Consider the following 22,224-nt stretch of genomic DNA (forward strand, 5'->3'; position numbering starts at 1 on the left):
TATGAAAACAAACAATAGAAGCTTTACCATCGTTCATGCAAATGTAGTAACGCCTACAGGAATCATTCATGACGGAGCCGTTACTGTTCAGGATGGAATCATCAGCTATGTAGGTTCAACATCTGGGCTAACCCGTGCTGGAATTGAACCTGTCGAAATTGTCGATGCTGAAGGTAACTATGTTATGCCAGGGTTCATCGACATCCATGTTCATGGAGGTATGCTTGAGGATTTCTCTATGCCTAGTCAAAAAGGTCTTGATGCAATTACGAAGCTGCATTGCAGTCAAGGAACAACTTCAATGCTGGCAACAACGATGACCATGCCTAAAACTGTCATAGAAAACGTACTTGAAGAAGTACATCAATATATGAGTGGAGACATGCCTTACACACAGCTGGTTGGCGTTCATTTGGAAGGACCCTTTATTAGCCCCAAATGGCCGGGTGCTCAAAATCCAGCTCATATCGTCCCTCCGAATAAAGAATGGGTTGAACAATGGGAGGAACGTTTTCCCGGTCTCATTAAGCAAGTAACCTTCGCCCCGGAACGTGAAGGAGCCTATGAACTAATCGCCTTTTTACGCAAAAAGGGCATCGTTGCTGCCGCAGGGCATACAGATGCAACCTATGACGAGATTATGTCTGCGGTTGACGTTGGTCTGCATCATGTCGTGCATATGTTTAATGCGATGACTCCGCTGCATCATCGTAAGCCTGGTACTGCTGGAGCTGTTCTAAGCACTCCGGCGATCAGTGCAGAAATTATTGCAGACGGCATTCATGTTCATCAGGCAGCCATCAAGCTTCTTGCCAGTGTAAAGACAAATCATAATTTGATCCTAATCACGGATGCCATGTCCGCTGCCGGACTAGGTAATGGTGAATATATGCTTGGGGATCTGCCTGTAATTGTTAAGGATAACGTATGTACGCTGAAGGAAAGTGAAGGAACGTTAGCCGGTAGTACACTTACGATGATTCGTGGCTTCCGTTATCTCGTTCAGGAAGTTGGTCTCTCCATTGAACAGGCTTCTGAAGCAGCCAGCGGTAATCCAGCCAAACTCATTCGTATAGGGCATCGTACAGGCTCCATTGAAACAGATAAACAGGCTGACTTGCTATTAGTGGATCAAGATCTTGAATTAAAGCAAGTTTGGATCAAGGGCCGCCAAATAGAAAATTAATTTTATTAATAAAATGCTTCCTAATAAAAGGGACTGTCCCAAAAAAGTGTCAAAACTAGAAATAGCGGTGCAAGGAAGATGATCCCTGCACCGCTTGATCCTGCCGCATTCTATGACCGTATCTCATGTGTAATCGTGTCATGATGCGGAATTCCTGAAATTCCTGCAAATATACAGGTTTTGATCATGTAAAGCCTCTAAACGCCCTAAATTGCTGCAAATGTGCAGGCTTTCCCTAAGGATTCTCTTCAAACTAGTCTATTCCGAACCATATTCCTGCATTTTTGCAGGAATATGGTTCATCCTTTCATGGCTACTTTAAAAAAACTGTATTTTTGCATCCTTTTCCTGATATCTTGCCTTTACACTGCTAAACAAGAAGCGTCCCTCAAAGTTATCTTAGATAACTTTTGGGACAGCCTCTTTTGCTGAACTATTTTGTGCCCCTGTTATTGATCCTATCTAGCGCGTTACACCACCCATAAAGCCATCCGTAGTAACTCCACCACGATATCCATTTGTATTCACGTTACTCGGAGTTGTTGGAGCGTAGCCGCTTGGACCTGTCATGGTACCTGTTCGACCAGGGAAAACACGATTAATCAAGGTTTGAAAATCAGCCGTCAAATTGTGAAGAGGTGCTCCACTACGTGATTTTGTTCCGTAGTTCCCCATCTCCGTTACAAAATCAGCGTCTTCTGATACGTAGACGTTACGAATGTGTGGAGCGGATTTTTTTACGGTATGAGCAATAGAATCCTTTAACTTTTGCGGAACCCGATCCGTTACACGTCCTGTCGTTCCTGTCCCCGTTGTAGTGTTCATTCTATGAAGAGTTCCGTCTGTTGTTGTACCTCTTGTTGTATAACCAGTTCCCATGTTATTTCCTACACCTACAGGACCTAAAATCCCTGTACTACTTCCAGCGAGTCCATTGTCAGCTATTCCACGTGTACCATAATTAGCCCCATACGGACCAGAAACATTGGTCGTCCCCCGATTATTGGTTACACCATTAGCTATGATACCGTGATTTGGTGATACCAAACCGTTGGAACGTGTAGTCAAATGAGTACCGTGAGTGGTTACACCATTGCCATGGCGCGTAATCGCTACATATGCATCACGATCTGTAACAACTACATGTGCAGCCTGCACTTCTTTAAGCTGCGCTACTCGGTTACTTAACGCCGCACTGTACCGCATAGAATTAATTTTGTTATGATGACCATTCGTGTTTCGGGTGAACATACGGTTCTGTGGAAGTGAATTTACGTTGTATTTGCCATCAGGGTGTCTAAGGCTCTGTGTCTTCACATTGTTTCTGGTCGTTCCACAAGCTGTCAACCCAACTGTTCCGGCAAGCAATGCGGCAGATAATGATAAGCTAACTACTTTGGCTCCACGCATGTAGTCATCCCCCATCAAATTTAAAATTTTATGATGAACAGGAGTTATCATGCACTGATTCAAAGTAGGCCATTCAGGTAAACTTACCCGAGTGTAATAAACATGCACGTGATATAAGTGTTCACTACAGTGCCTCCAATAGTCGTCGAATCATTGCCCCGTCAGGAATGGAATACGACCCAGGAAGATGAGATGGCATAGATGGCCAAAACAAATCCCCCCTGTTCCAATATAATGGCGTCAAGGAAGCTTTCTCTAAAATAAATTCCTTTCCTAATAAGGTCGGATCAAGAGTCATTAGAAAGTCTGAATCGGGATATTTATAGCCACCAGGCAACTTCTCCTCAAAAATGCTCCACATTTCTGTATGAAGCTTCTCAGGATTACAAATGCTAAATATCATTCCCTTTCACCTTCTCCATCGCCTTATCGTAAACCGCAAGCGTTCGTTCCAATAAAGTATTCGAAGACCAGTGGATTTTTGCCCATTCTGCAGCTTGTTGAGCTATGACCGATCGTAATGCAGAGTCATTCATCAATTTCGTCAATTGCTCGGCCAATTGCTCCTCATTTCCAACATCAAACAGAAGCCCTGTTGATTCATTCTGAATCATTTCAGGAATTCCTCCGGCATTTGATGCAATGATGGGTATTCCAGCTAATTGTGCCTCCATAATGGAGAAAGGCAAATTATCCTGAAGTGAAGGAAGCACCATGACGTCGGATTCCCGCAAAATTGCGGGTACATCTTTACGATCTCCAAGTAATGTAATTCGATCCTTAATCCCTGCATTTTGAATTAATTGTTCGATCTCTGTACGCAGTGGACCATCTCCAAGCAGGAAACAATGCCAATTTGCATTCCCCTGTATCCGACTCAGCGCCCCGATCAGCGTCTGATGTCCCTTTACTGGAACCAATCTTGCAGGACAGCTGATGATGAATGAATTCTCCTCTGGCATCTGAAGAGGTTGAGAAAGCGGCTGATGCGTTTTCAATGCAAACTCATCAATGGATAACCCGTAGGGTATAATGTCGAATATATTAGACGGAACCTCAAATTGCTGCATTTCACGTACCAACCATTCCGTAGGCACAATAGTAGCATCCGCTGAAACGCATCCGTAATATTCTTCATCAGCAACATATTTCCACGCCAAGCTATTCTTATTTTGGATATCACCAGAGAACATATGCTCTTTGGCAAGCAGTCCGTGAATCGTGGCGACTAATGCAGTGGATGCTGGCTTCACCCGTGATAAGGCCCGGGTAGAAATTATATCCTGTGTATGGATAATGTCATATTGCTCAAGATCAAATAAACAAGCTGCCAGCTCAAAGCAATATCTCTCGATTTCTCGATAACGGACCCAAGGATCTACATGGGACAAATATCGTTGATAAAATTGAAATACCTTTTCGTAAACCACACTTTTGATCTGCCACTTATTCACCTTTTTCTCGCCATCGACCAAATAATAATGAGCCATATCAGGATGATGAGCGAGCACATCCACATGATGGCCTTGTCTCACTAATTCCTCTTTCAGTAAACGAACATAGACGTCTACTCCGCCAACATGGGGAAGATACCAATAGGTCGTCAGCAAAATCCGTTTTTTAGAGGAAAATGATTCAACAGGTTCAGCACTTAACGAATGAACTTGATTTTGATCTTTAGCATCGTGAGGAGAAGCTTTTTGAGAATGAAGGGGAGGAGACATTGACAGAAAATACACGCTTCCCGACATCAGTTTTTTTCGATTGCCTGCTGAAACAGCCCCTATCGCGATACACGGGCCTACTGTTGTATCCATACAGGAGAAAGCATGGCCGAATATCGCAGCCTCTTCCCCATTGAATTCATGCACGACTTCGCCATTTAAGTCCAGCAAATAAACAGCTCCGGTATGTGAACCCGCCAAGACCAACGGCTGTTGTCCGTCCATACAAAACGACAGCACTTTCGATCCCAGCTCCTGCTGCCCAAACCACCCATTTTTTTTCAAAATGGTTCGATTCTGTACGATGGATATGATCCTGACTTGCCCCCCGCGGGGATACTTCCCCCCCGTTCTAGGAGAACCAATGATCAAGTCAGCAATTCCATCCCCATCCATATCCCCAAGCGCTAAATTTCTGCCTATTTCGTCATATGAACGCTCACCTGAATATTCATTAAGAAGACCTTCTCTATTGTAAATAAGCACTCTGCCATTCCGTGTCAATCCCTGACTAGAATGCCGCGGAGCACCCATAACTAGTTCATCTTTACCATCGCCATTGATATCACCTGAAACAAGAGATACCCCTAGACCCTCACGATCGCTACCCATAAATTCTCCAAGAATACTCCTGTCACGCCCCGAATAAATGGTGACTCTACCGTCTCGTTCCTCCCAATTCGGATCTAAATGATGAGAAGACAAGGCGATATCTGGAATGCCATCCCCATCCCAGTCAAGAATGCTTATAGATCGGCCTAATGAGGCGAAATCTTCCCTACCGCTCCATTGATATAACAGTTGTCCGCTCTGTCCCGAATATACATAAACCTCACCACATTGTATCTTGGTCCCGCTGCTGGCACGAGGTGCTGTCACAATAATTTCTGGGATACCATCCCCATTCAAATCTTCCAGAGCTATAGATGTTCCGAAGCAATCCCCATGCTTTTGACCGTTCAATGTAAATAACAATTGCAAATCGTGACTATATACATAGACTCTGCCTGTATAATAATGGGGAATCGGATTTACTCCATCTTCATCCTCAATATAAGTTGCTGTGCTGGCAGAAACAATCCATTCTTGCCATCCATCTCCGTTAATGTCTCCGGATAAAATTACGTCTCCAAACCGGTCATGCTCCCTCTCGCCCTCTAATCGTTTCCATAAAAAAAACGGTAACTGATTGCTCAAGCCCCATCCTCCTCTACACCATCACATCTACTGTTATCGGGTTAGCTGTAACAGTAATTTTTTTCGTCATCATCCGCTTTAAATCACGGGTCCATCCCAGTTCATAGTTGCCAGGCTGAACGTCCTGAAATTCAAAGCTGCCGTCTTCATCACTCTTCATGCTGCGAAGAACGAATCCAGAAATATCTATAAGATGTACCCAAACATCTTGGACAGGGGCCATCGCTACTATATCTGTAACGATTCCCTTCAAAGCTGTTACCGAGTCTTCTACGTCTTCAGCTCCACCGAGCTCTGGGAAGTCATGATTTAATCGAGCGGAGTACTCCTGCTCCCACAACGGAGAATGACCTCCGTCCTTCATAGATTTCTCATATACATCAATGGTTTGATCTATCATGATCGAATCATTCCATATCGTTAAGGCATGTTTCCTTGCTTCTCTGGATTGCTCTTCACGCAGAGCCGTATCCTCTACCAATAACAACAATTTTTCAAATAAATCTTGAGCATTTCCCGGTTCTACAAGTTGGCCATTTACTCCGTCCTCTATCATCTCTACAATGCCCCCAACCCTTGAGGCTATTACCGGTTTACCAAGACTCTGAGACTCAATGATAGAAAAAGGAAGATTATCCTGTAGAGAAGGAAGCACTACAATATCCGTTTTTGAGATAAGTTGGGGAACATCAGTACGATTTCCGAGAAGCATGATATGCTCCTTAAGCCCAAGCTTCTCCGTTTGCAGCTCAAGATCATTTCGCATCACTCCGTCTCCGATCAGCCAGCAAACAACATCCTTTCGAACATCAACTAACATTCTCATTGCCTTCAATAAGTAATTCTGACCTTTTATAGCTACCAATCGAGCCGGGCAAGCGATAATGATTTGTTTGATGGAGGAATCGGATGCACATGAGATTTTGTCAAAATACTGCTGGTTCAGACCATACTGAATAATATACGAACGAGGATGATTAACTTGAAAATTCAGAAGACTGCGAGATAACCAACGACTAGGGAGAATGAGAAAATCAGCGGACATCGAACCATAATATTCTTCGGCCGATAAGTATTCACGCTCTGCCTGCGAACGAGCCACAATCTCATTGCTAGCAATCCATTCCGTAGCGAGACATCCATGTATAGTCGCAATGAGAGGGACATGATCCGGTTTGGTCATTCTGCATACGAATGTCGAAATAATATCCTGAGTGTGTATCACATCGTATTGATCAAACGCAATTTCACGGCACACCAATTCAAAAGCGAATTTCTCGCTCTCTCTCCACAGCATCCACGGAGTTGGTTTGATCTGGTCTCTCTCAAATCTTAGCCTCACTTCTCTTTCAGCCTTGGCAAGGAAGGGTTTCTTATCTATATGCATTCCGTTTTTCAATAAATAATATTTTGCTAGACTTGGGTGCTGCGCGAGCATTTCCACCTCATGCCCCATTTCCTCCAGACGGGACTGAAGAATCTTAAGGTATGTGAATACTCCCCCCGTATGTGGATATGCCCAATAGGTTACAAGTAATACCTTCATTTCATTGATTCGCCCCCATTCTTCTAGCGAGTTAATCCATGCAATTATTCGATCCCTTTTATTTCAATACATCATCAATATATTCAAAACGTTGCATTATGCTTTATGCTGTTGTCTTAATTCGATAGTAAAAATGTGTTTGGGCAGATGGAGAATCCATAAAAAAGGAGCAAGCTCCAGGGCCAGCTAGCCTCGAAGCTCGCTTTTTCAGTGAATCAGGGTGTCAGCGAAGATGCTTATGTTATTATTGTTCACACATCTTCAGAATTTCGAACCTGTTGGGCAAGTAATGCTATTGTGTCTGCATTGACTATAGTACCTACGGATTCATCTACATTGAGCCTGTTCATATCTGGATTTAGTTGATGATCGGAGCCTGCTTCAAGAGCTAGCAAATTAGCAAATGCAGAATCAGGAGTAATTTCAGCACCCATAATGGAGTCCCTTAGTTTGGAATCTGCGGCAGCCTGTTCATATAAATTTTCCGTAGGAATGACAGCTGCCGGGATGTGATCCTGTACTGATTCTGGCACTACTGCTATTGGCGCACCACCATGAAAATGATGACCCGGGTGGTCTGGGACACATATTTCATCCGGTGAAAGAGGCTGAGGAGTATGGCGAATATCAGGCGCTAAAAGGTTTGACATCAAGTCGCCTGGATTAGGATGTACCGGTGCTGGAGCTGCAATAGGCAATTCCTGTACTGGATTGTTGGGGCGCTGAGTTGGATGCTTGTAATATAGCTTTCTCCTCATATATTTATATTTGATTTGTTTTGTTCTGCGTCTTCTGGATTTCAGTTTTGAACTAGGGGCTATTCTGACCTGATTGTGCTTTCTCTTTCTTTTGACAACCTTATAACGTTTCTTGACTGGCTTTGAATTTCTTGATGATCTTGTGCTTCTTTTCGGTTTTGATGATCCCGGTTCCGGTTTTTCACATGGTCCCGGTAGCGGCAGCTCCGGTCTTGCAAACCACCCGACCTTCTTCATTACAGGGCCTCTCCTCACGAGTGGAATCCGGGGTAAATGTCTCCTTGCACAGTTGGATTTACTGGAGGGATTGCATTTTGTCATCAATTCATTCTCCTCCTTTAGTTACGAGGTGCTGATTAATTACTGAGGAATAGACATCCATCGTTCTCTGCATCAAGGTATGAGTTGACCATTGTTGAATTGCCCACCGTCTAGCTTGCTCTCCTATACGTTTTCTCAAATCTCTATCCTCCATCAATCTGAGAAGATTCTTAAACATTTGCTCACTCTCTCCAACTGGTGAGATCAAGCCTGTTTCCTCATGTGTAACCATTTCCGGAATTCCGCCTGCATTTGAGACTACAATCGGCTTTCCTGCAGCTTGTGCCTCCATGACAGAGAACGGCAGGTTATCCTGTATACTCGGGAGTACAAAAATATCTCCTCGCCCAAGAATGGACGGAACGTCATTACGATCCCCCAAAAACTCAACATGCTGCTCTAAGCCAAGCGCTTGTCTTTGGACCAGCAATTCATTTCTGCATGGACCATTTCCCAGCAAAAAGCAAATCCAGTCGCTGCGAACCTGTTTCAGCCTTGCCAGAGCATCTAACAAATATTTATGTCCCTTAATCGTTACTAACCTTGCAGGACAAATAAAAACCTTATGACCTTCTTTTACCGGCAAATCCACATGCTGCTGCAGCCGTTTTTTAAATGACTTGATATCGATCCCATACGGAATAACCTTCAATTTATGTTCTGCAACTCCAAATTCGTCAATCAATAGGTTCTTAAGCCATTGCGTCGGCACGATGGTCATATCGCTTGATACAGCTCCGTAGAATTCCTCTGCGGCGATATATTTCCACTTGAGCGTATCCTTCCCGGTAATCTCACCAGTATAGAGAAATTCTTCGGCAAGACAGCCATGAATCGTCGCAATCAATGGTGTTGATTTAGGCTTTACCCGCCACAATGCCCTGGTGGATACAATATCCTGCGTATGGATCAGATCATACTTTGTAAGATCAAACGCTGCAGCAGCCGCTTCAAAGCAATATCGCTCAATATCTCTCCACCTGATCCATGGGTCTACATGCTTCATGTTCGTATCATAATATCCGTAGATCTTGTCATAAATAGGGTCCTTTAGCTTTGCTTTATCCAAATAACGTCCATTGTTGGGCATATAGTACTTCTTCATATCCGGATGATGCGCGAACACATCTACATGATGACCCATTGCCTCCAGTTCTTTGCGGAGTACATCTACATAAGTCGAGAGCCCTCCTACATGAGGCAAATAGAAATACGTCGTTAGTAATATCTTCATATCCCTCGCCCTTCCTTCTGTACAATCCGCTACATTCTATGCTATCCCCCAGATCAAGGTAAGGGACAATAATCCAATTGTTCAGGATAACTGTCCTTAGGCTTATTTCTTGCAAGCGGCACAAGTATCATAGCTTCCAAACCTATAATCTTTTACCTAGTTTTCATAGACCAAAATTTGAGATTAGTGCCGAAAAAGTCTGATTTAACGGCGTGATATTCTTCTATATTTTCTATCACGGGTACTTTCATCTATACCATTACCAGACTCACTGAGTAGGATATACAAACCATCTGAAAAGGAGTGAGATTGTTGAACGAAGTAAAAACTAGCATTGCTGTTATCGGTTTAGGCTATGTAGGGCTTCCACTAGCTAGTTTATTTCTCAGCAAAGGCCATACAGTGTACGGCATTGACCTTGATGTAACAAAAATTCAAAAACTGAGAAGCTATCAAAGCTATCTGTCCGATTTCTCCGCCAAGGACATTAGAAAGCTATTTGAAGGTGGGAGATTTCACGTTAGTGATTCCTTCTCTGATATAAGCCATGCCGAGGCTATTATCATTTGTGTACCAACACCGCTAGATCAGGATCACAACCCGGATTTGACCTATGTAAAAGGTGCTATGAGTCATTTACAGCCCTATTTGCATGAAGGACATCTGATCGTACTGGAGAGCTCAACATACCCTGGAACTACTGAGGAAGAGCTGCAGCCAATGATCGAATCTACCGGTCTCATTGTTGGCAAAAATGCATATCTTGCATATTCGCCTGAGAGAATAGATCCTGGCTCCCATCACGATCCTCTGCAAAACATTCCTAAGGTACTTGGAGGAGTGTCTGCGGAATGTACAGCACGAGCAAAGCGTATTTACGAGAGTATTTTCAGCAAGGTCGTCGTAGTATCGTCACCTCGAGTCGCCGAGTTCACAAAATTGCTGGAAAATTGCCAGCGGCTTGTAAACATTTCATTTATGAATGAACTAACGATTATTTGTGAGAAAATGAACATCAATCTGTGGGAAGCCATTGATGCTGCCAGCACCAAGCCTTACGGTTTTACTCCCTACTACCCTGGTCCAGGAATCGGTGGACACTGCATTCCTGTAGATCCGCTATATTTGCAGTGGAAAGCCAAACAGTTCGGCGGGGACTTGCAACTGATCCATAAGGCGCATGAAATCAATGAAGCTATGCCTGATTATGTGGTCCACAGGGTTAGCAAGCTGCTCAGCTCGCGTAAGCCTTTAGAAGACAGCAGTTTATTTGTGCTTGGAGTCACATACAAGAAGGACGTTAATGATATGCGAGAGTCTTCCTCGATTCCTATCATTAAGAAACTGATAGATAAAGGAATCAAAATTCAATATCACGATCCTTATATCGAGAAATTCATATTGGATGGAGTAACGTTGGATAACGTCCCTCTCACCAAGAGAAACATTCAGCGTCATGATGGTGTGCTTATATTAACAGATCATTCCTCGATTTCTTATGAATCCTTAGTGACTATAGCCGATCTGATTATCGATACACGGAATGCCACCAAGGGAATCCAGGATCGTTCAAATATCGTTTTGATCTAATTAGGAGGGGTGACTAAATTGAATATACTTGTTACAGGTGGGGCTGGTTTTATTGGCTCTCATCTCGTTGAACGCTTGCTAAAGCTAGGGCATAACGTAGTAACGCTAGATGATATGTCTACCGGCCAACTTCATTTCTTGAAGGAAGCTACAGAGAACAACCGTCATTCCATGATTCACGGCTCGGTGACCGATAAATCGCTGCTGCGCGGATTAGTAGAGCGTAGTGATGTAGTGTTCCATCTAGCAGCTGTTCTCGGGGTAAAAAACACAGTAGAAAACCCTCTGAAGGTAATCGAAGGGAATATCGACGGCACTCGCAACGTTCTTGAATCAGCCTACCAAAATAGAGTAAAGGTAGTCTTCTCCTCTACTTCCGAGGTTTACGGCCGTAATCCCCGGCTGCCATTTAATGAGGATTCAGATCGTGTACTAGGATCTCCCTCCATCCACCGCTGGTGCTATGCGACGGCTAAAGCAATTGATGAGCATCTGTGCTTTGCTTACGCTGAGAAAGGTCTTCCGGTATCCATAGTAAGATATTTTAATGCTTATGGCCCTAGACAGACCTCTTCGCAATATGGTGGCGTAATTCCTCGTTTCATTAAGGCTGCTCTATTGAATCAGCCGATCGAAGTGTATCATGACGGTTCACAAATCCGTTGTTTCACCTTTGTAAGTGATACTGTGGAAGGAACCGTTGCCACAATGAGCCATACGGCAAACGGCCTTGCATTTAACATTGGTTCAGAATTCTCCATTACTATTTTGGAGCTGGCACACAAGATTCGTCAGCTCTCCGGCTCCTCGTCTCCTATTATCTTAGTGCCATATGAGCAGGCTTACGGTTCCGGGTATGAAGATATGGCTGTACGTATTCCAGATATAACAAGATCCAGAAATCTGCTGCACTATAATCCTGCAGTATCATTAGATGACGGCCTCCAAAGATCCATTGATTGGTTCAGGCTGCAATTGCAAGAAGGTAGATTATAATATGAAGGTTATCGTAACTGGAGGAGCTGGATTTATCGGATCTCATTTAGTTGAGGCCCTTGTACAGCAAGGAGCTGAGGTTCAGGTTATTGATAATTTGTCGACTGGCAACGAAAGTTATTTGCCGGAGGGAGTCCCCCTGTATCTACTAGACATTCGAAGTGAGGAAGCTGGAGAAAGAATCGTATTTGAACAGCCGGACATCGTATTTCATCAAGCTGCCCAAGTAGATGTCCAATGTTCTGTCAAAGAGCCAGGCTATGACGCAGGTGTAAACATAGCAGGATCAGCAAACATCATGCAGGCTTGCGTACGCGCTTCTGTGCGAAAAATAATCTATGCCTCTTCCTGCGCTGTCTATGGAGATCTAGACTCACCGCTCATTGATGAGCAGGACCCCATCAAACCACTCTCCTTCTACGGATTATCCAAACTAACTCCAGAATCTTATCTTCGTATCTTTCATGAATTGTATGGTCTTGAATACACGGTATTAAGATATGCTAACGTATACGGTCCAAGACAGACACCAAAAGGTGAAGGCGGTGTTGTCTCCATCTTCATGGATCGTATTCGTAAGGGATTGCCGCTTGTCATCTTTGGTGACGGTGAGCAGACACGAGATTTTATCTATGTAAAAGATGTAGTAGAGGGAAATCTTGCGGCGATCACGAGGGGTAACGGGCAAATCATTCAGCTTGGAACAGCCATATCAACGTCAATCAATGATCTGATGCTTAAGCTGCGAAATATCCATGGGCAGAACCTCGTCTCTACTTATCAGCAGGAGAGAAGCGGGGATATCAAGCATAGCTGCTTGAATAACGTAAGAGCTCTGCAGGATTTAAAGTGGCAGCCAAAATATGATTTGAACCGCGGTTTACAAGACACTTATGATTACGAAATAAATAAAGACTGATCATACTAAAAGAACCTTCAACACCACCTATGAAGTGGATTGAAGGTTCTTTTCAGCTTTATTACTTTATAGTATTTTCTTTTTGATCATTAACAGGTGGTTGATTTTTTGTTGTGTTAATTGTTTTTACTGGAGGTTTAGTTTTTGGACCAGAAAGATAAGTTCCTGTTCCAGGACCAGTTCCAGGAGCTGTTCCAGCACCAGTGTAGAGCCCCGATCCTGCTGGTCTGTCAAGCCACATAAAGTACGGCTCCAATCTGTAAAGCCCTCTCTTTTGCTGATCATTAATATATTGGATCTTTTGCTCGACAGTTAATTTCTCCGGAATTAGATGGTGATATATTGGGGGGATTTTTTGCATTAGAGCTGCCAGAACTTCTTCCGGCTTTTTCACTCTATCATTCTCCGCCATTCCATTCACTCCTCGCGAATATTGATATTGTTACATGATCTAGTATATTCGCAATCCATAGAATGGTATGGACTTATGAGCTCCACACTGCCTTTTTCCACTTTTAATCCTGCTCTATTTCAGTTACCAATTGTTTTAAATACTTATATAGAGGACCCCGCATATCTTCATTTTTGAGGCACCATTCAATTGATGCGATCAAATAACCGAGGTTGTTTCCGACATCATATAGTTTGCCATGATGCTGGTATGCATAGATTGGTTGTTCGCTTGCGAATGACTGAAGAGCATCGGTCAACTGAATTTCTGTACCTACACCAGGCTCGGTATGACTAAGAATATCGAAAATGGCTGGTTCCAAAATATATCGTCCCATTATTGCCATATTAGATGGTATTGCTGTTTTCGGTTTCTCCACCAACGTATGAACCCGGAAAAGTCGGTCCTCCATTTGTTGTCCTAACACAATTCCATAATTTCCGATTTCCGAAGGATCTACTTGCTCGACAGCGATAACAGGTGCCCTCTGCTTTTCGTATATATTGATTAACTGCTCTGTACAGGATGGCGAATTATCTGTAATCATATCGCCAAGCAGCACGGCAAATGGTTCATTTCCTATAAAACTACGAGCTGCCAAAATAGCATCACCAAGTCCAATAGCTTTCTTTTGCCGCACAAAATGAATGTTTGCAAGAGAGCTTGACTGATGGATCAACTTTAACATGTCTAATTTCCCCGTGGACTGTAGATGGAGTTCCAACTCCGTGTTTTTATCGAAATGATCTTCGATAGAGCGCTTGTTTTTCCCCGTAATGACAATGATCTCTTCAATTCCTGCGGCAACCGCTTCTTCGACTATATATTGAATGGCTGGTTTATTCATAACGGGTAGCATTTCTTTCGGCACTGTCTTGGTAAAGGGAAGAAATCGGGTACCTAACCCTGCAGCAGGGATAATAGCTTTTCTCACCTTCATTTCCAAAATTAAATCATCCCCCTTGATGTCGATGCCGATTCAAAACATCGTCATAGATGGACGCATAACTGCTAGCCATCTTCTGAATTGTGTATCTTTCTGACACGTACTTTCGCAGCTCCTTCAGAGAGTAGGATGTTTCTCCCATAACCTTATTGGCCATTTCATGAACATCACCGCACAGGAAATCAGGGAATCCCGCTAACACTTCAGGAACAGCCCCTCTAGGGTAAGCTGCGACAGGAGTTCCACAAGCCATTGCCTCAACCATAACTAGACCGAACTGTTCCTCACACGCGGTAGGGAAAAGAAGCCATCTAGCATACTTCAGCAATCTTTGTTTGGTTTTCCCGTGGACCTCCCCTACATATTCAATATTTGGGTTGTTTTGGATTCTGGGCAGCAGCTCATCGAACAACTCGCCATCCCATGGAGGTCCGGCAATGATCGTTCTCATTCCTGTCAGCTCTGCCACCCTAATGGCGTCTTCTACCCCTTTTTCCCTATCGATTCTACCAAGGAACAACAAGTAGTCCCTCTTATTCTTAGTAAATTCATACTGCTCAATATCAATGCCATTATGCACATAGTAACCATGATCACGATGGATCGACTGGTTAAGCTTGGTTTGACTCACATATACGGGGTTTCGGGCTGGTTGATTTATGGACCAATCCGTATGGATCGTAGAAATCACAGGAATATCTAACTCATCTTCTCCGAATATCAAATCATGGGTATGATCATGAATGATATCTGTATCATCAGGCATCGTCTGAAGGACAAATTCTTTAATGTCCCAATGATCCCATCTATGTCCATATGGAATAACAATTCCGCCAGCCTTGCTTCCAGCAACGGCGTATACATATACCTCATGGCCCATTTCTTGAAGCCCCATCGATAAATTATAAACGACACGTTCTAATCCCCCACTGCCGGGAAGAGGGATAATATATGGTGAGATTTGAACAATAACCATATGAATTCACCCCCAGTGGAGTCTAATCGGTAATAATTCTTTCGTATGAAATATAAGATTCCAATCCATCAATCACATACATTTGACTCTCGTAATGATGAAGAAGCTCCATCTTTTTCTTCAGGATGTTGTCGGGCAGCTTATCATCGGTCGTATCGAACACACATAAATTGTTCAGACGCATGTTATGAAGAATACGGGATAAAGCCTTGTGCTGGCTGTGCCCGTATTCCCCATGTAGATTATGTGTCATAATACGCTCATAATGTCCCGACTTCAGCACTTTTTCCACATCGTTCTTCACTTGTTCTTCATCAAAGCTGCCTTCATACTCATCAGGATAATCCCATATTTCATAGCCTGCTTGAGCAAATTCCATTGCCTGTTTAAATTCTTTGGAACGTACAGCATCACTGCCATTGGTTAAACAAATTACTCTCCACCCTGGCTGTGAGATCAACGCTCCTCCCCCAAATATACTCTCGTCGTCAGGGTGAGCGACAATCATCAGCTTGTTATAAAGTTGTCTGAAAGACATTATTTCACCTCATATACCAGCCGTTGGTTGCGGATAACATCATTGTAGGCATCCAATAAAACATCCGTCGCATCAACGATATCAAATTGCTCCTTCACGAAATTCCGGCCAACCCATCCTCTTTCTTCCTGCTCTTGGTCAGACAGATTTAGTACTTGACGCAAGCTGTTTTTAATTTTATTCACCGACCAGGCTTCATCGGCATGATGGTCCCCGAACCAAGAATCCCAAGCCGTTTCATAGTTGCCTGGATGAATAGGTCCAATAAAGCCTTTACTGCCAATCGCTACAAAAGGGCATCTGCACGACAGAGCTTCAACCGCGATTCTTCCAGTACCTACAACGACATCACATGCGGTGTAATAACGTAACATATTCAATGAATTTCCGAGCAAATGGATAAAATCTTGTCCTACTTGCTTATGAACTTCTTTTGCCAGGTCTGAAATCAATTCGCTTTGTCTTCCTTCCCCTACAATGAGCAATTGAAGGTTTGGATATTGTTCTTTGCGCAGCTGTCTGCAGGCTTCGATCAAATCCTTGCAAATATCTGCCTTTTCCCAGGATAGTCTGCCTGCGTACATAATGATAGGTGCTGTATCTTCAATACCTAATTCTCTGCTCAAGTCAATTTGTGCATAGGGACGATCATCATATTGAATGGTATCAATTCCATTCGGAATCAAATGTGTAGCAACTCCGTTGACTGGTATTTGCTTTAAAACCGAGGGGCTGACACAAACGAGAGATTTGCTCCTTTTCATCACTTCGGCTTCATTATTAGAATAATGACCATGAACAGTAAAAATCAAAGGAATACGCAGCTGTTCAGAAGCGACAATTGCGAAATGGCTGGATGGGATTTGGTGGGCATGAATAATATTGATCTCTTCCAAATTTAAAATTTGCTTCATTTGCGCAACGATTCTTTTCTCATCAGCAAAATTTTGAATGAAATTATCAGTAACGAAATCCAATTCATAAATCGGACATCCCAATGCAGCAAATGCATCCATCATTTCGCCCTTTTTCCCAACGACAACTACATGGATTCTTCTTCGCAGCAATTCACGCACGCTGGAAAGAACATGTGTCTCTGTGCCGCCAACATTAAACTGATCCAGAACCATCAAAATACGGGGTTCCCAATCGTGGTTTTTTGTCCTGTACTCTCCTGCCGGATTGTTCTTTTCTTCATTATTTAACAGAACGATTTGTTTTGGAGCCTGAGCATTAACGACATATTTAACAATCGGCCGATTTGCTGGTGTCTTGGCTGAAGCTTTGGCGGTAGTCTTTACAGGAGACTTTTCAGGAACTTTTGCCGAAACCCTCTTCTTCATATCGATATTTTTCCTTCTCTTCAAGGACCTTCATCTCCTTTAAGTCAATAAAATTCTCTGGATCTCTGATTGGAATGAAGACGGTAGTAGTACAATACATCATGTAAATTATCTACTCCATAACCGTTCTGAATAAATTTAGCTACGTATTCATAATCTTCCGCCCCGTTCATATTTCGGGTTAACCCGCCTAACTTGTCAAATCTACTGGCTCGAAACATAGCTGTCGGGTGTGAGACACAATGATCACCTTGAGCGTATCTGGAAACGATGTCTTCTCCGTAACTAAGCCAGTTTGACAACGTCTGCTCGCTTGCATTCTCATCCTCAAAAGCCATATAGTTCGTACCTACTAAATCGATATCCGGGTGTGCATTCAGATACTCAACTTGTTTCTGCAATCGATCCCGATGAGAGAAGTCATCTGCATCATGAATAGCGATATATTCTCCCTGGGCCAAAAAAAAACCACTCGTTACGGCACCAGAAAATCCTGCGTTACGCGGCATTTGCAGCAGTGTCAGTCGAGTAAATCCGGTTCGCATTCTCCACCTGAGGACGACGTCAGCTGATCTGTCAGTGGAATTGTCATCAACAACGATAATTTCCATGTCTTTATAGCTTTGTTCGCTCAAATAGTCCAAACATTCTTCAATATAGTGCACAGCATTATAACAGGGTATAACAACGCTAACTAATTGATGAATCCTTGAGTAGGCCAAGGCAACCTCATCCTTTCATGAACTTACTCTGCTCCAAATTATGATGAAACTCCCTATATTGACAGGTACAATCGCGCAATTATGAAACTATCGATATTGGACTACGAAAACCCAATCCATTTAATAAATCCATCATAAAATATGACAAATAAAAAAGATGGAGGTTGAAACGAATTGACGGAATACACGGAATCTGAATATTCGGAATATACAGATTACTCGGAATATACGAACTACACTCATAGCAATAATTCAACCGATGATAGCGAAAATAATAAAGTAAAGCGCATTTGTTTTGCTATTCTTGTTCATAACCGTAAGGAAGTCGTAATTGATCTGCTGGATAACATTCGTTGCTATTGCCCAAATAGCTCAATTGTTTTATTTAATGGCGGCGATGATCCTGAGTTATGCCATGGACTGGGATATCCCGTCTGTCCAACCAGCAGAAAGCTTTCATATGGAGTCACCGCTGTCTACATGCTTGAAGTCATGAGATGGCTCGAAGATAGTAATAAAAAATACGACTATCTGGTCAATCTTGATTCTGATGCGCTGTTCGCAAAAGAAGGTTACGAATCCTACATTATTAGAGAAATGGAAAACAAGGATTATATGGGGGTAGGAACTAAAGTTCCGGACGACGATTTTTATTGTCTCATTCAGCTGCGGCAAGAAAAAAAGCAATGGGAGCCCCTGCTAGGACAAGAACCCTACTTTGAGTCATTTAACGTTGGACAGGTCTACAGCAGAAATCTAGTTCAGCGATTTCTCAACAGCGACCAATATAGTCTATTTCATAAAAACCTGATGGAAACTGAGGCCTTCGGGGTAGATGAGCTTGTCTTCGTCACGATGACAGACCGGCTTGGAATACAAGTACATCCTTATCAAGAAGATGTTGCATCTACGATAAGATACCGTCCCCATTTTCCACTGGACGAAATGGTGCATTATTTAAACCAGAAGCCTGGCTGCTATCTGTTCCATCCGGTTTATCGAAAAATGAAGGATGAAACTAGAGCGGCTGTACGTGAATTGATGAAACGCGAGATTCAGTATGATCCCGATATTCAAGAGTCTTTCATCAATAAAGATCTGGGACGGTTCCCGTACATGATCAGACGAAAAAAAAATAAAGGCACCGTCATGGAATGGATTGCCGCTTCTGAGGAAGAAGGACTGCTGTATTGGAAGGTGAAATCCGGTATTTTGTATGGTCCTTATTCGTTCGGTAGTGGTAAGGTAAGCGGATTAAGCGTCCTGGAAACCAGTTATGGAAATATCGAAGTGATCTGCCGAATCGGCACTAGCCTCGTTCATTTTTGGAGAGATGACGATACAGGGGAATGGTTCCAATCGGATACTTTTGCCGAAGAAGTCGTTGGAATGCCTTCATTTATACAAAGCAGTTATGGGAGCTTCGAAGTGTTAGCTCCGCTAAAAGGCGGAGGTCTAGGACATTGGTGGAGGAACAATGACAATCCAGAGCATCCTTGGATTGGTCCTCACGTATTCGGAAAGGATCATTTTACTGATGCAATCCTTATCGAGAACAATTCCAGTCAACTCACCGCTGTAGTGTTGCAAAATGACGTATATAAATATTTTGTCAGGGATGACCGCAACAGTTGGCAGTGGTTAGGCCCTTACGAATGACAGGTGATTAGGCATGTATCGACGAGCTGTGCAATATATAAAACCGATGGAGCAGGGCTGGACTCGTCCCCACATATTTAAATGTGATGATCATAAAACGTATGTAGTCAAGTTAAGCAACAATCCTGACGGCACTAGCGTTCTGGCAAACGAATGGATAGCCAGCCGTCTAGCAGAATTGTTGAATCTACCTATAGCTAAATGCAGCATCGTAATGATTACCCGCGATCTACTAGATATGTATCCTGAATTAAAGAAGCTAGATATCCCCCCTGGTCTCCACATTGGCACCCGATATGCTAAAGATGGAGTTAATGTAGGGGACAACGTTGATTTATCAGATTGCAATAATGTACATTACGCTGCCGGGATGATTGCATTCGATCATTGGATCAATAACTGGGATAGACATGTCACACAGGCGAATCTGCTCTACTTGGATGAGAAGAGAGAGATCATGTTGATAGACCATTCCGATGCATTTTTCGGACCGGACTGGAACATGGAAGAGTGGTGGGAGGATCCAGAGAAAATGGATGTATTCTGGGGACCCCTGTACGAAAAATTTGTTCCATTTATCGATAACTATGATCCGTTTGATCCTTACCTAACCGCTATAGAATCGCTAGACGAAGATGACATCAGAAACGCTATACATGGATTACCGGATCAATGGTCTATTCCAGAGGATGATTTAAATGAATTGGTCGACTTCCTGCTCTATCGCAAGGATCGCGTTCGCTTTGCCATCGAGGAATTGATACATCATTTCCCAGTCTGGCAAACTGCTAGGTATGAGTACTAGATTCTATTTTTTACGCTAGAGTCTATCAATAAACCCAAGCAATTTCGATATTTTTGCATTTAATAATAATGGATAGATAATCTTAATTGAATCTCTTAAGGAGAGTGTTAAAATGTCGAGTAGTGCTCATCACAAGAAGAAAGAAACGGTAACCTCCGGTCCTTTTTTTGTTCCTCTTCTTACTCCAGGTTATGCCCCTAACAATAGAATTGTCGTCACACTTAAAAATCCAACTCACAAAAAATTGTCAGTTTTCGTATCTCTCGGAATCTGTAAAGAATGTCCGCCAGCAGGATGGCAGCCACCACAATCACCTGCACCTACTCCTGTACCAGGGCCTCCTCCTCCTAACCAATGTATAGACACAATTAAAACTTTAGAAAAGGAAATAAGTCTTGGATTTCATCATGTCGATCCCATGAGCTGTCTCCGTATTGAAAAAACCTTTGATTATTACTATTTAGGAAATACTGTATTAAGAGTCGAAGCCAAAGGCGACTTTAACGTTGATCATGAATGTAATACTTTGCTCGGTGGTTTACTTGAAATCAGTAGTGTTGTCGGTTTCATCAATCTTCCTATGGCCAACACGATAACTCTCCCGGATTATGTTACCGCTAACCTTCAACAGTCAGCAGGTCTATACTACAATATTAACGGTCTGGATGTTGCAGATCCTTCAACTTTCATAGCGTTTGGTGACTACGTCGTTGTTAAGAAACACGCTAATTCAGATTCCAGCTCTAGTTCCTCCAGCTCCAGCGACCACTAGTAAGAGATTCATTCATCATTGCTGCTTCTGCAATACAGCCTCTTTCCTTCTGAAAGAGGCTGTACCTATCTATACCTCATTCTACCAACTTGATTCCGGAAGGTGGTTTGCGTGCTTGATCCCCTGCTGCTAGCAGCTTCCTCTCATTATGGCTTTAGCATAGAGAATTACGATCTTCTCCATGAGACTTCGCGAACCTTGGTCGTCTCACTTGAGACAACAAAAGGTAGCTACGTCTTAAAGAGCATTTACGTCACGGAGAAGAGGCTTCAATTTATTTTGGAGGTAGAACACTTTTTACGTGAAAAGGGAATATCCATTCCAATGGTCTATCCAACATTAAGTGGAGAGTCCTATCTGAATTGGGAAGGAGATCTTTTCGTTTTACAAGAAAAAATTCAAGGTACCTCGAACTCCCCATCTTCTTTGGATGCAATCACAAGTAAAGCTGCCCTACTCGGAACCATGCATAACGTATCACTCGGATTCCATTCTCACTTTGGTCCAGACTATGCCGAAGAGCATGATTGGGAGAAACACTATATTCGAAAGATTCGAGACATGCTAGAGTGGAAGGATCGGTTCTCCAAGTCAAAATCTGCTAAAAAGAAAATGATTCTGGAGGGGATCAATGATTACCTGAAGGCCGGAATTAGAGCATTAAAGCTAATTCAGCTTCACGCTCAGTTTCAGCAATGGAAGGACCTTCCGCCTCATGAACACTTTATAGCTCACGGCGACTTCCACAGCGAGAACATACTTTACACCGAAGAACAACTATATATCATTGACTGGGAATTTGTTCGGTACAACTATCCCTCTAAGGATATTGGCCGTTTATTAAACAGTATATTAAAGCATTCTGAATCTTGGGATAACGCCTCTTTTCAGAACCTCATCCAACATTATACTAGGTACAACCCACTTAACGATTGGCAGCTGCAAATGCTGTACCTTGATTTATCGTTCCCACACAACTTCTACCGATTTCTTCAGAACCGCATGTATAAGGAAATGTCCATTGAAGAAATTGAAGTATTTTTACGTAGAGAGCATGATAAAACCTCCTATTTAATAAAAGAATACCCTAATTAATAGCCTTGCCGTCCCATACAGGACGGTCCATTTTTT

General features: G+C 42.9%; 20 protein-coding genes. 8 read left to right on the top strand and 12 right to left on the bottom strand.

Translation table 11 applies throughout. The features are described 5' to 3' along the window. Position 1: 1 nt before the first annotated feature. On the top strand, positions 2 to 1,186 hold the full coding sequence (gene nagA / locus BLS49_RS09185) for an N-acetylglucosamine-6-phosphate deacetylase (protein WP_091228729.1): 1,185 nt from the start codon (positions 2 to 4) through the stop codon (positions 1,184 to 1,186). Between the two features lie 462 nt (positions 1,187 to 1,648). Here the strand turns inward: nagA and BLS49_RS09190 are convergent, their stop codons facing one another. The 6 genes from BLS49_RS09190 to BLS49_RS09215 form a co-directional block, all read right to left on the bottom strand. After that, on the bottom strand, positions 1,649 to 2,596 hold the full coding sequence (locus tag BLS49_RS09190) for a YhcN/YlaJ family sporulation lipoprotein (protein WP_175471354.1): 948 nt from the start codon (positions 2,594 to 2,596) through the stop codon (positions 1,649 to 1,651). Between the two features lie 124 nt (positions 2,597 to 2,720). Continuing rightward, positions 2,721 to 2,999, bottom strand: a complete 279-nt coding sequence (locus BLS49_RS09195; RefSeq protein ID WP_091228736.1) for a hypothetical protein — start codon at positions 2,997 to 2,999, stop codon at positions 2,721 to 2,723. Continuing rightward, positions 2,989 to 5,517: a glycosyltransferase gene (locus tag BLS49_RS09200; protein WP_091228738.1), complete on the bottom strand. Its 2,529-nt coding sequence runs from the start codon at positions 5,515 to 5,517 to the stop codon at positions 2,989 to 2,991. Before BLS49_RS09200 ends, BLS49_RS09195 begins: the two co-directional genes overlap by 11 nt. Positions 5,518 to 5,530: 13 nt before the next feature. Then, positions 5,531 to 7,063, bottom strand: coding sequence for a glycosyltransferase family 4 protein (locus BLS49_RS09205; protein ID WP_091228741.1), 1,533 nt, complete (start codon positions 7,061 to 7,063; stop codon positions 5,531 to 5,533). A 251-nt stretch (positions 7,064 to 7,314) separates the two neighbouring features. Beyond that, a complete protein-coding gene (locus BLS49_RS09210) occupies positions 7,315 to 8,058 on the bottom strand; it encodes a hypothetical protein (protein WP_091228745.1) in 744 nt (247 codons plus the stop codon). A gap of 88 nt (positions 8,059 to 8,146) precedes the next feature. Further along, positions 8,147 to 9,376 (bottom strand): glycosyltransferase family 4 protein, encoded by a 1,230-nt coding sequence (locus BLS49_RS09215; protein ID WP_091228748.1) that lies wholly within the window; start codon positions 9,374 to 9,376, stop codon positions 8,147 to 8,149. A gap of 303 nt (positions 9,377 to 9,679) precedes the next feature. On the opposite strand from BLS49_RS09215, the gene BLS49_RS09220 reads away from it, so the two are divergent. The 3 genes from BLS49_RS09220 to BLS49_RS09230 are packed head-to-tail and all read left to right on the top strand — an operon-like array spanning position 9,680 to position 12,881. Continuing rightward, positions 9,680 to 10,966 carry a nucleotide sugar dehydrogenase gene (locus BLS49_RS09220; protein ID WP_342707187.1) on the top strand — a complete coding sequence of 429 codons (1,287 nt, stop codon included), beginning with the start codon at positions 9,680 to 9,682 and terminating at the stop codon, positions 10,964 to 10,966. An 18-nt stretch (positions 10,967 to 10,984) separates the two neighbouring features. After that, complete coding sequence (locus BLS49_RS09225) at positions 10,985 to 11,962, top strand: NAD-dependent epimerase/dehydratase family protein (protein WP_091228756.1); 978 nt, start codon at positions 10,985 to 10,987, stop codon at positions 11,960 to 11,962. 1 nt (position 11,963) lies between these two features. After that, complete coding sequence (locus BLS49_RS09230; RefSeq protein WP_091228759.1) at positions 11,964 to 12,881, top strand: NAD-dependent epimerase/dehydratase family protein; 918 nt, start codon at positions 11,964 to 11,966, stop codon at positions 12,879 to 12,881. A 61-nt stretch (positions 12,882 to 12,942) separates the two neighbouring features. Here BLS49_RS09230 and BLS49_RS09235 read toward each other — a convergent pair whose 3' ends face one another. From BLS49_RS09235 to BLS49_RS09260, 6 genes are all read right to left on the bottom strand, one after another. After that, on the bottom strand, positions 12,943 to 13,293 hold the full coding sequence (locus BLS49_RS09235) for a hypothetical protein (protein WP_091228762.1): 351 nt from the start codon (positions 13,291 to 13,293) through the stop codon (positions 12,943 to 12,945). Positions 13,294 to 13,396: 103 nt separating this feature from the next. Further along, a complete protein-coding gene (gene galU, locus BLS49_RS09240) occupies positions 13,397 to 14,272 on the bottom strand; it encodes a UTP--glucose-1-phosphate uridylyltransferase GalU (RefSeq protein WP_091228884.1) in 876 nt (291 codons plus the stop codon). Between the two features lie 13 nt (positions 14,273 to 14,285). Then, entirely contained in the window at positions 14,286 to 15,254 is a 969-nt protein-coding gene (locus tag BLS49_RS09245; protein ID WP_091228766.1) for a glycosyltransferase, read from the bottom strand. A gap of 22 nt (positions 15,255 to 15,276) precedes the next feature. Then, positions 15,277 to 15,792, bottom strand: a complete 516-nt coding sequence (locus tag BLS49_RS09250) for a PIG-L family deacetylase (protein ID WP_091228769.1) — start codon at positions 15,790 to 15,792, stop codon at positions 15,277 to 15,279. After that, positions 15,792 to 17,159 carry a glycosyltransferase gene (locus BLS49_RS09255; RefSeq protein WP_091228773.1) on the bottom strand — a complete coding sequence of 456 codons (1,368 nt, stop codon included), beginning with the start codon at positions 17,157 to 17,159 and terminating at the stop codon, positions 15,792 to 15,794. Before BLS49_RS09255 ends, BLS49_RS09250 begins: the two co-directional genes overlap by 1 nt. Positions 17,160 to 17,179: 20 nt before the next feature. Continuing rightward, on the bottom strand, positions 17,180 to 17,857 hold the full coding sequence (locus BLS49_RS09260) for a glycosyltransferase family 2 protein (protein WP_091228776.1): 678 nt from the start codon (positions 17,855 to 17,857) through the stop codon (positions 17,180 to 17,182). 174 nt (positions 17,858 to 18,031) lie between these two features. On the opposite strand from BLS49_RS09260, the gene BLS49_RS09265 reads away from it, so the two are divergent. The 4 genes from BLS49_RS09265 (at position 18,032) to BLS49_RS09280 (ending at position 22,188) form a co-directional block, all read left to right on the top strand. Further along, complete coding sequence (locus BLS49_RS09265; RefSeq protein WP_091228781.1) at positions 18,032 to 19,516, top strand: hypothetical protein; 1,485 nt, start codon at positions 18,032 to 18,034, stop codon at positions 19,514 to 19,516. 13 nt (positions 19,517 to 19,529) lie between these two features. Further along, positions 19,530 to 20,321 carry a HipA family kinase gene (locus tag BLS49_RS09270; RefSeq protein WP_091228784.1) on the top strand — a complete coding sequence of 264 codons (792 nt, stop codon included), beginning with the start codon at positions 19,530 to 19,532 and terminating at the stop codon, positions 20,319 to 20,321. Between the two features lie 112 nt (positions 20,322 to 20,433). After that, a complete protein-coding gene (locus tag BLS49_RS09275; protein ID WP_091228787.1) occupies positions 20,434 to 21,093 on the top strand; it encodes a hypothetical protein in 660 nt (219 codons plus the stop codon). A gap of 111 nt (positions 21,094 to 21,204) precedes the next feature. Beyond that, positions 21,205 to 22,188: a CotS family spore coat protein gene (locus BLS49_RS09280; protein WP_175471355.1), complete on the top strand. Its 984-nt coding sequence runs from the start codon at positions 21,205 to 21,207 to the stop codon at positions 22,186 to 22,188. Positions 22,189 to 22,224: the final 36 nt, after the last annotated feature.

The sequence above is a fragment of the Fontibacillus panacisegetis genome, from assembly GCF_900102215.1.
Lineage (GTDB): Bacteria > Bacillota > Bacilli > Paenibacillales > Paenibacillaceae > Fontibacillus > Fontibacillus panacisegetis.

What these genes read in the sequence shown, in the direction of transcription:
- nagA (WP_091228729.1), top strand. Translation starts at nt 2, where the DNA reads ATGAAAACAAACAATAGAAGCTTTACCATCGTTCATGCAAATGTAGTA.
- BLS49_RS09190 (WP_175471354.1), bottom strand. Translation starts at nt 2,596, where the DNA reads ATGCGTGGAGCCAAAGTAGTTAGCTTATCATTATCTGCCGCATTGCTT.
- BLS49_RS09195 (WP_091228736.1), bottom strand. Translation starts at nt 2,999, where the DNA reads ATGATATTTAGCATTTGTAATCCTGAGAAGCTTCATACAGAAATGTGG.
- BLS49_RS09205 (WP_091228741.1), bottom strand. Translation starts at nt 7,063, where the DNA reads ATGAAGGTATTACTTGTAACCTATTGGGCATATCCACATACGGGGGGA.
- BLS49_RS09210 (WP_091228745.1), bottom strand. Translation starts at nt 8,058, where the DNA reads ATGAAGAAGGTCGGGTGGTTTGCAAGACCGGAGCTGCCGCTACCGGGA.
- BLS49_RS09215 (WP_091228748.1), bottom strand. Translation starts at nt 9,376, where the DNA reads ATGAAGATATTACTAACGACGTATTTCTATTTGCCTCATGTAGGAGGG.
- BLS49_RS09230 (WP_091228759.1), top strand. Translation starts at nt 11,964, where the DNA reads ATGAAGGTTATCGTAACTGGAGGAGCTGGATTTATCGGATCTCATTTA.
- BLS49_RS09235 (WP_091228762.1), bottom strand. Translation starts at nt 13,293, where the DNA reads ATGGCGGAGAATGATAGAGTGAAAAAGCCGGAAGAAGTTCTGGCAGCT.
- galU (WP_091228884.1), bottom strand. Translation starts at nt 14,272, where the DNA reads ATGAAGGTGAGAAAAGCTATTATCCCTGCTGCAGGGTTAGGTACCCGA.
- BLS49_RS09245 (WP_091228766.1), bottom strand. Translation starts at nt 15,254, where the DNA reads ATGGTTATTGTTCAAATCTCACCATATATTATCCCTCTTCCCGGCAGT.
- BLS49_RS09250 (WP_091228769.1), bottom strand. Translation starts at nt 15,792, where the DNA reads ATGTCTTTCAGACAACTTTATAACAAGCTGATGATTGTCGCTCACCCT.
- BLS49_RS09270 (WP_091228784.1), top strand. Translation starts at nt 19,530, where the DNA reads ATGTATCGACGAGCTGTGCAATATATAAAACCGATGGAGCAGGGCTGG.
- BLS49_RS09275 (WP_091228787.1), top strand. Translation starts at nt 20,434, where the DNA reads ATGTCGAGTAGTGCTCATCACAAGAAGAAAGAAACGGTAACCTCCGGT.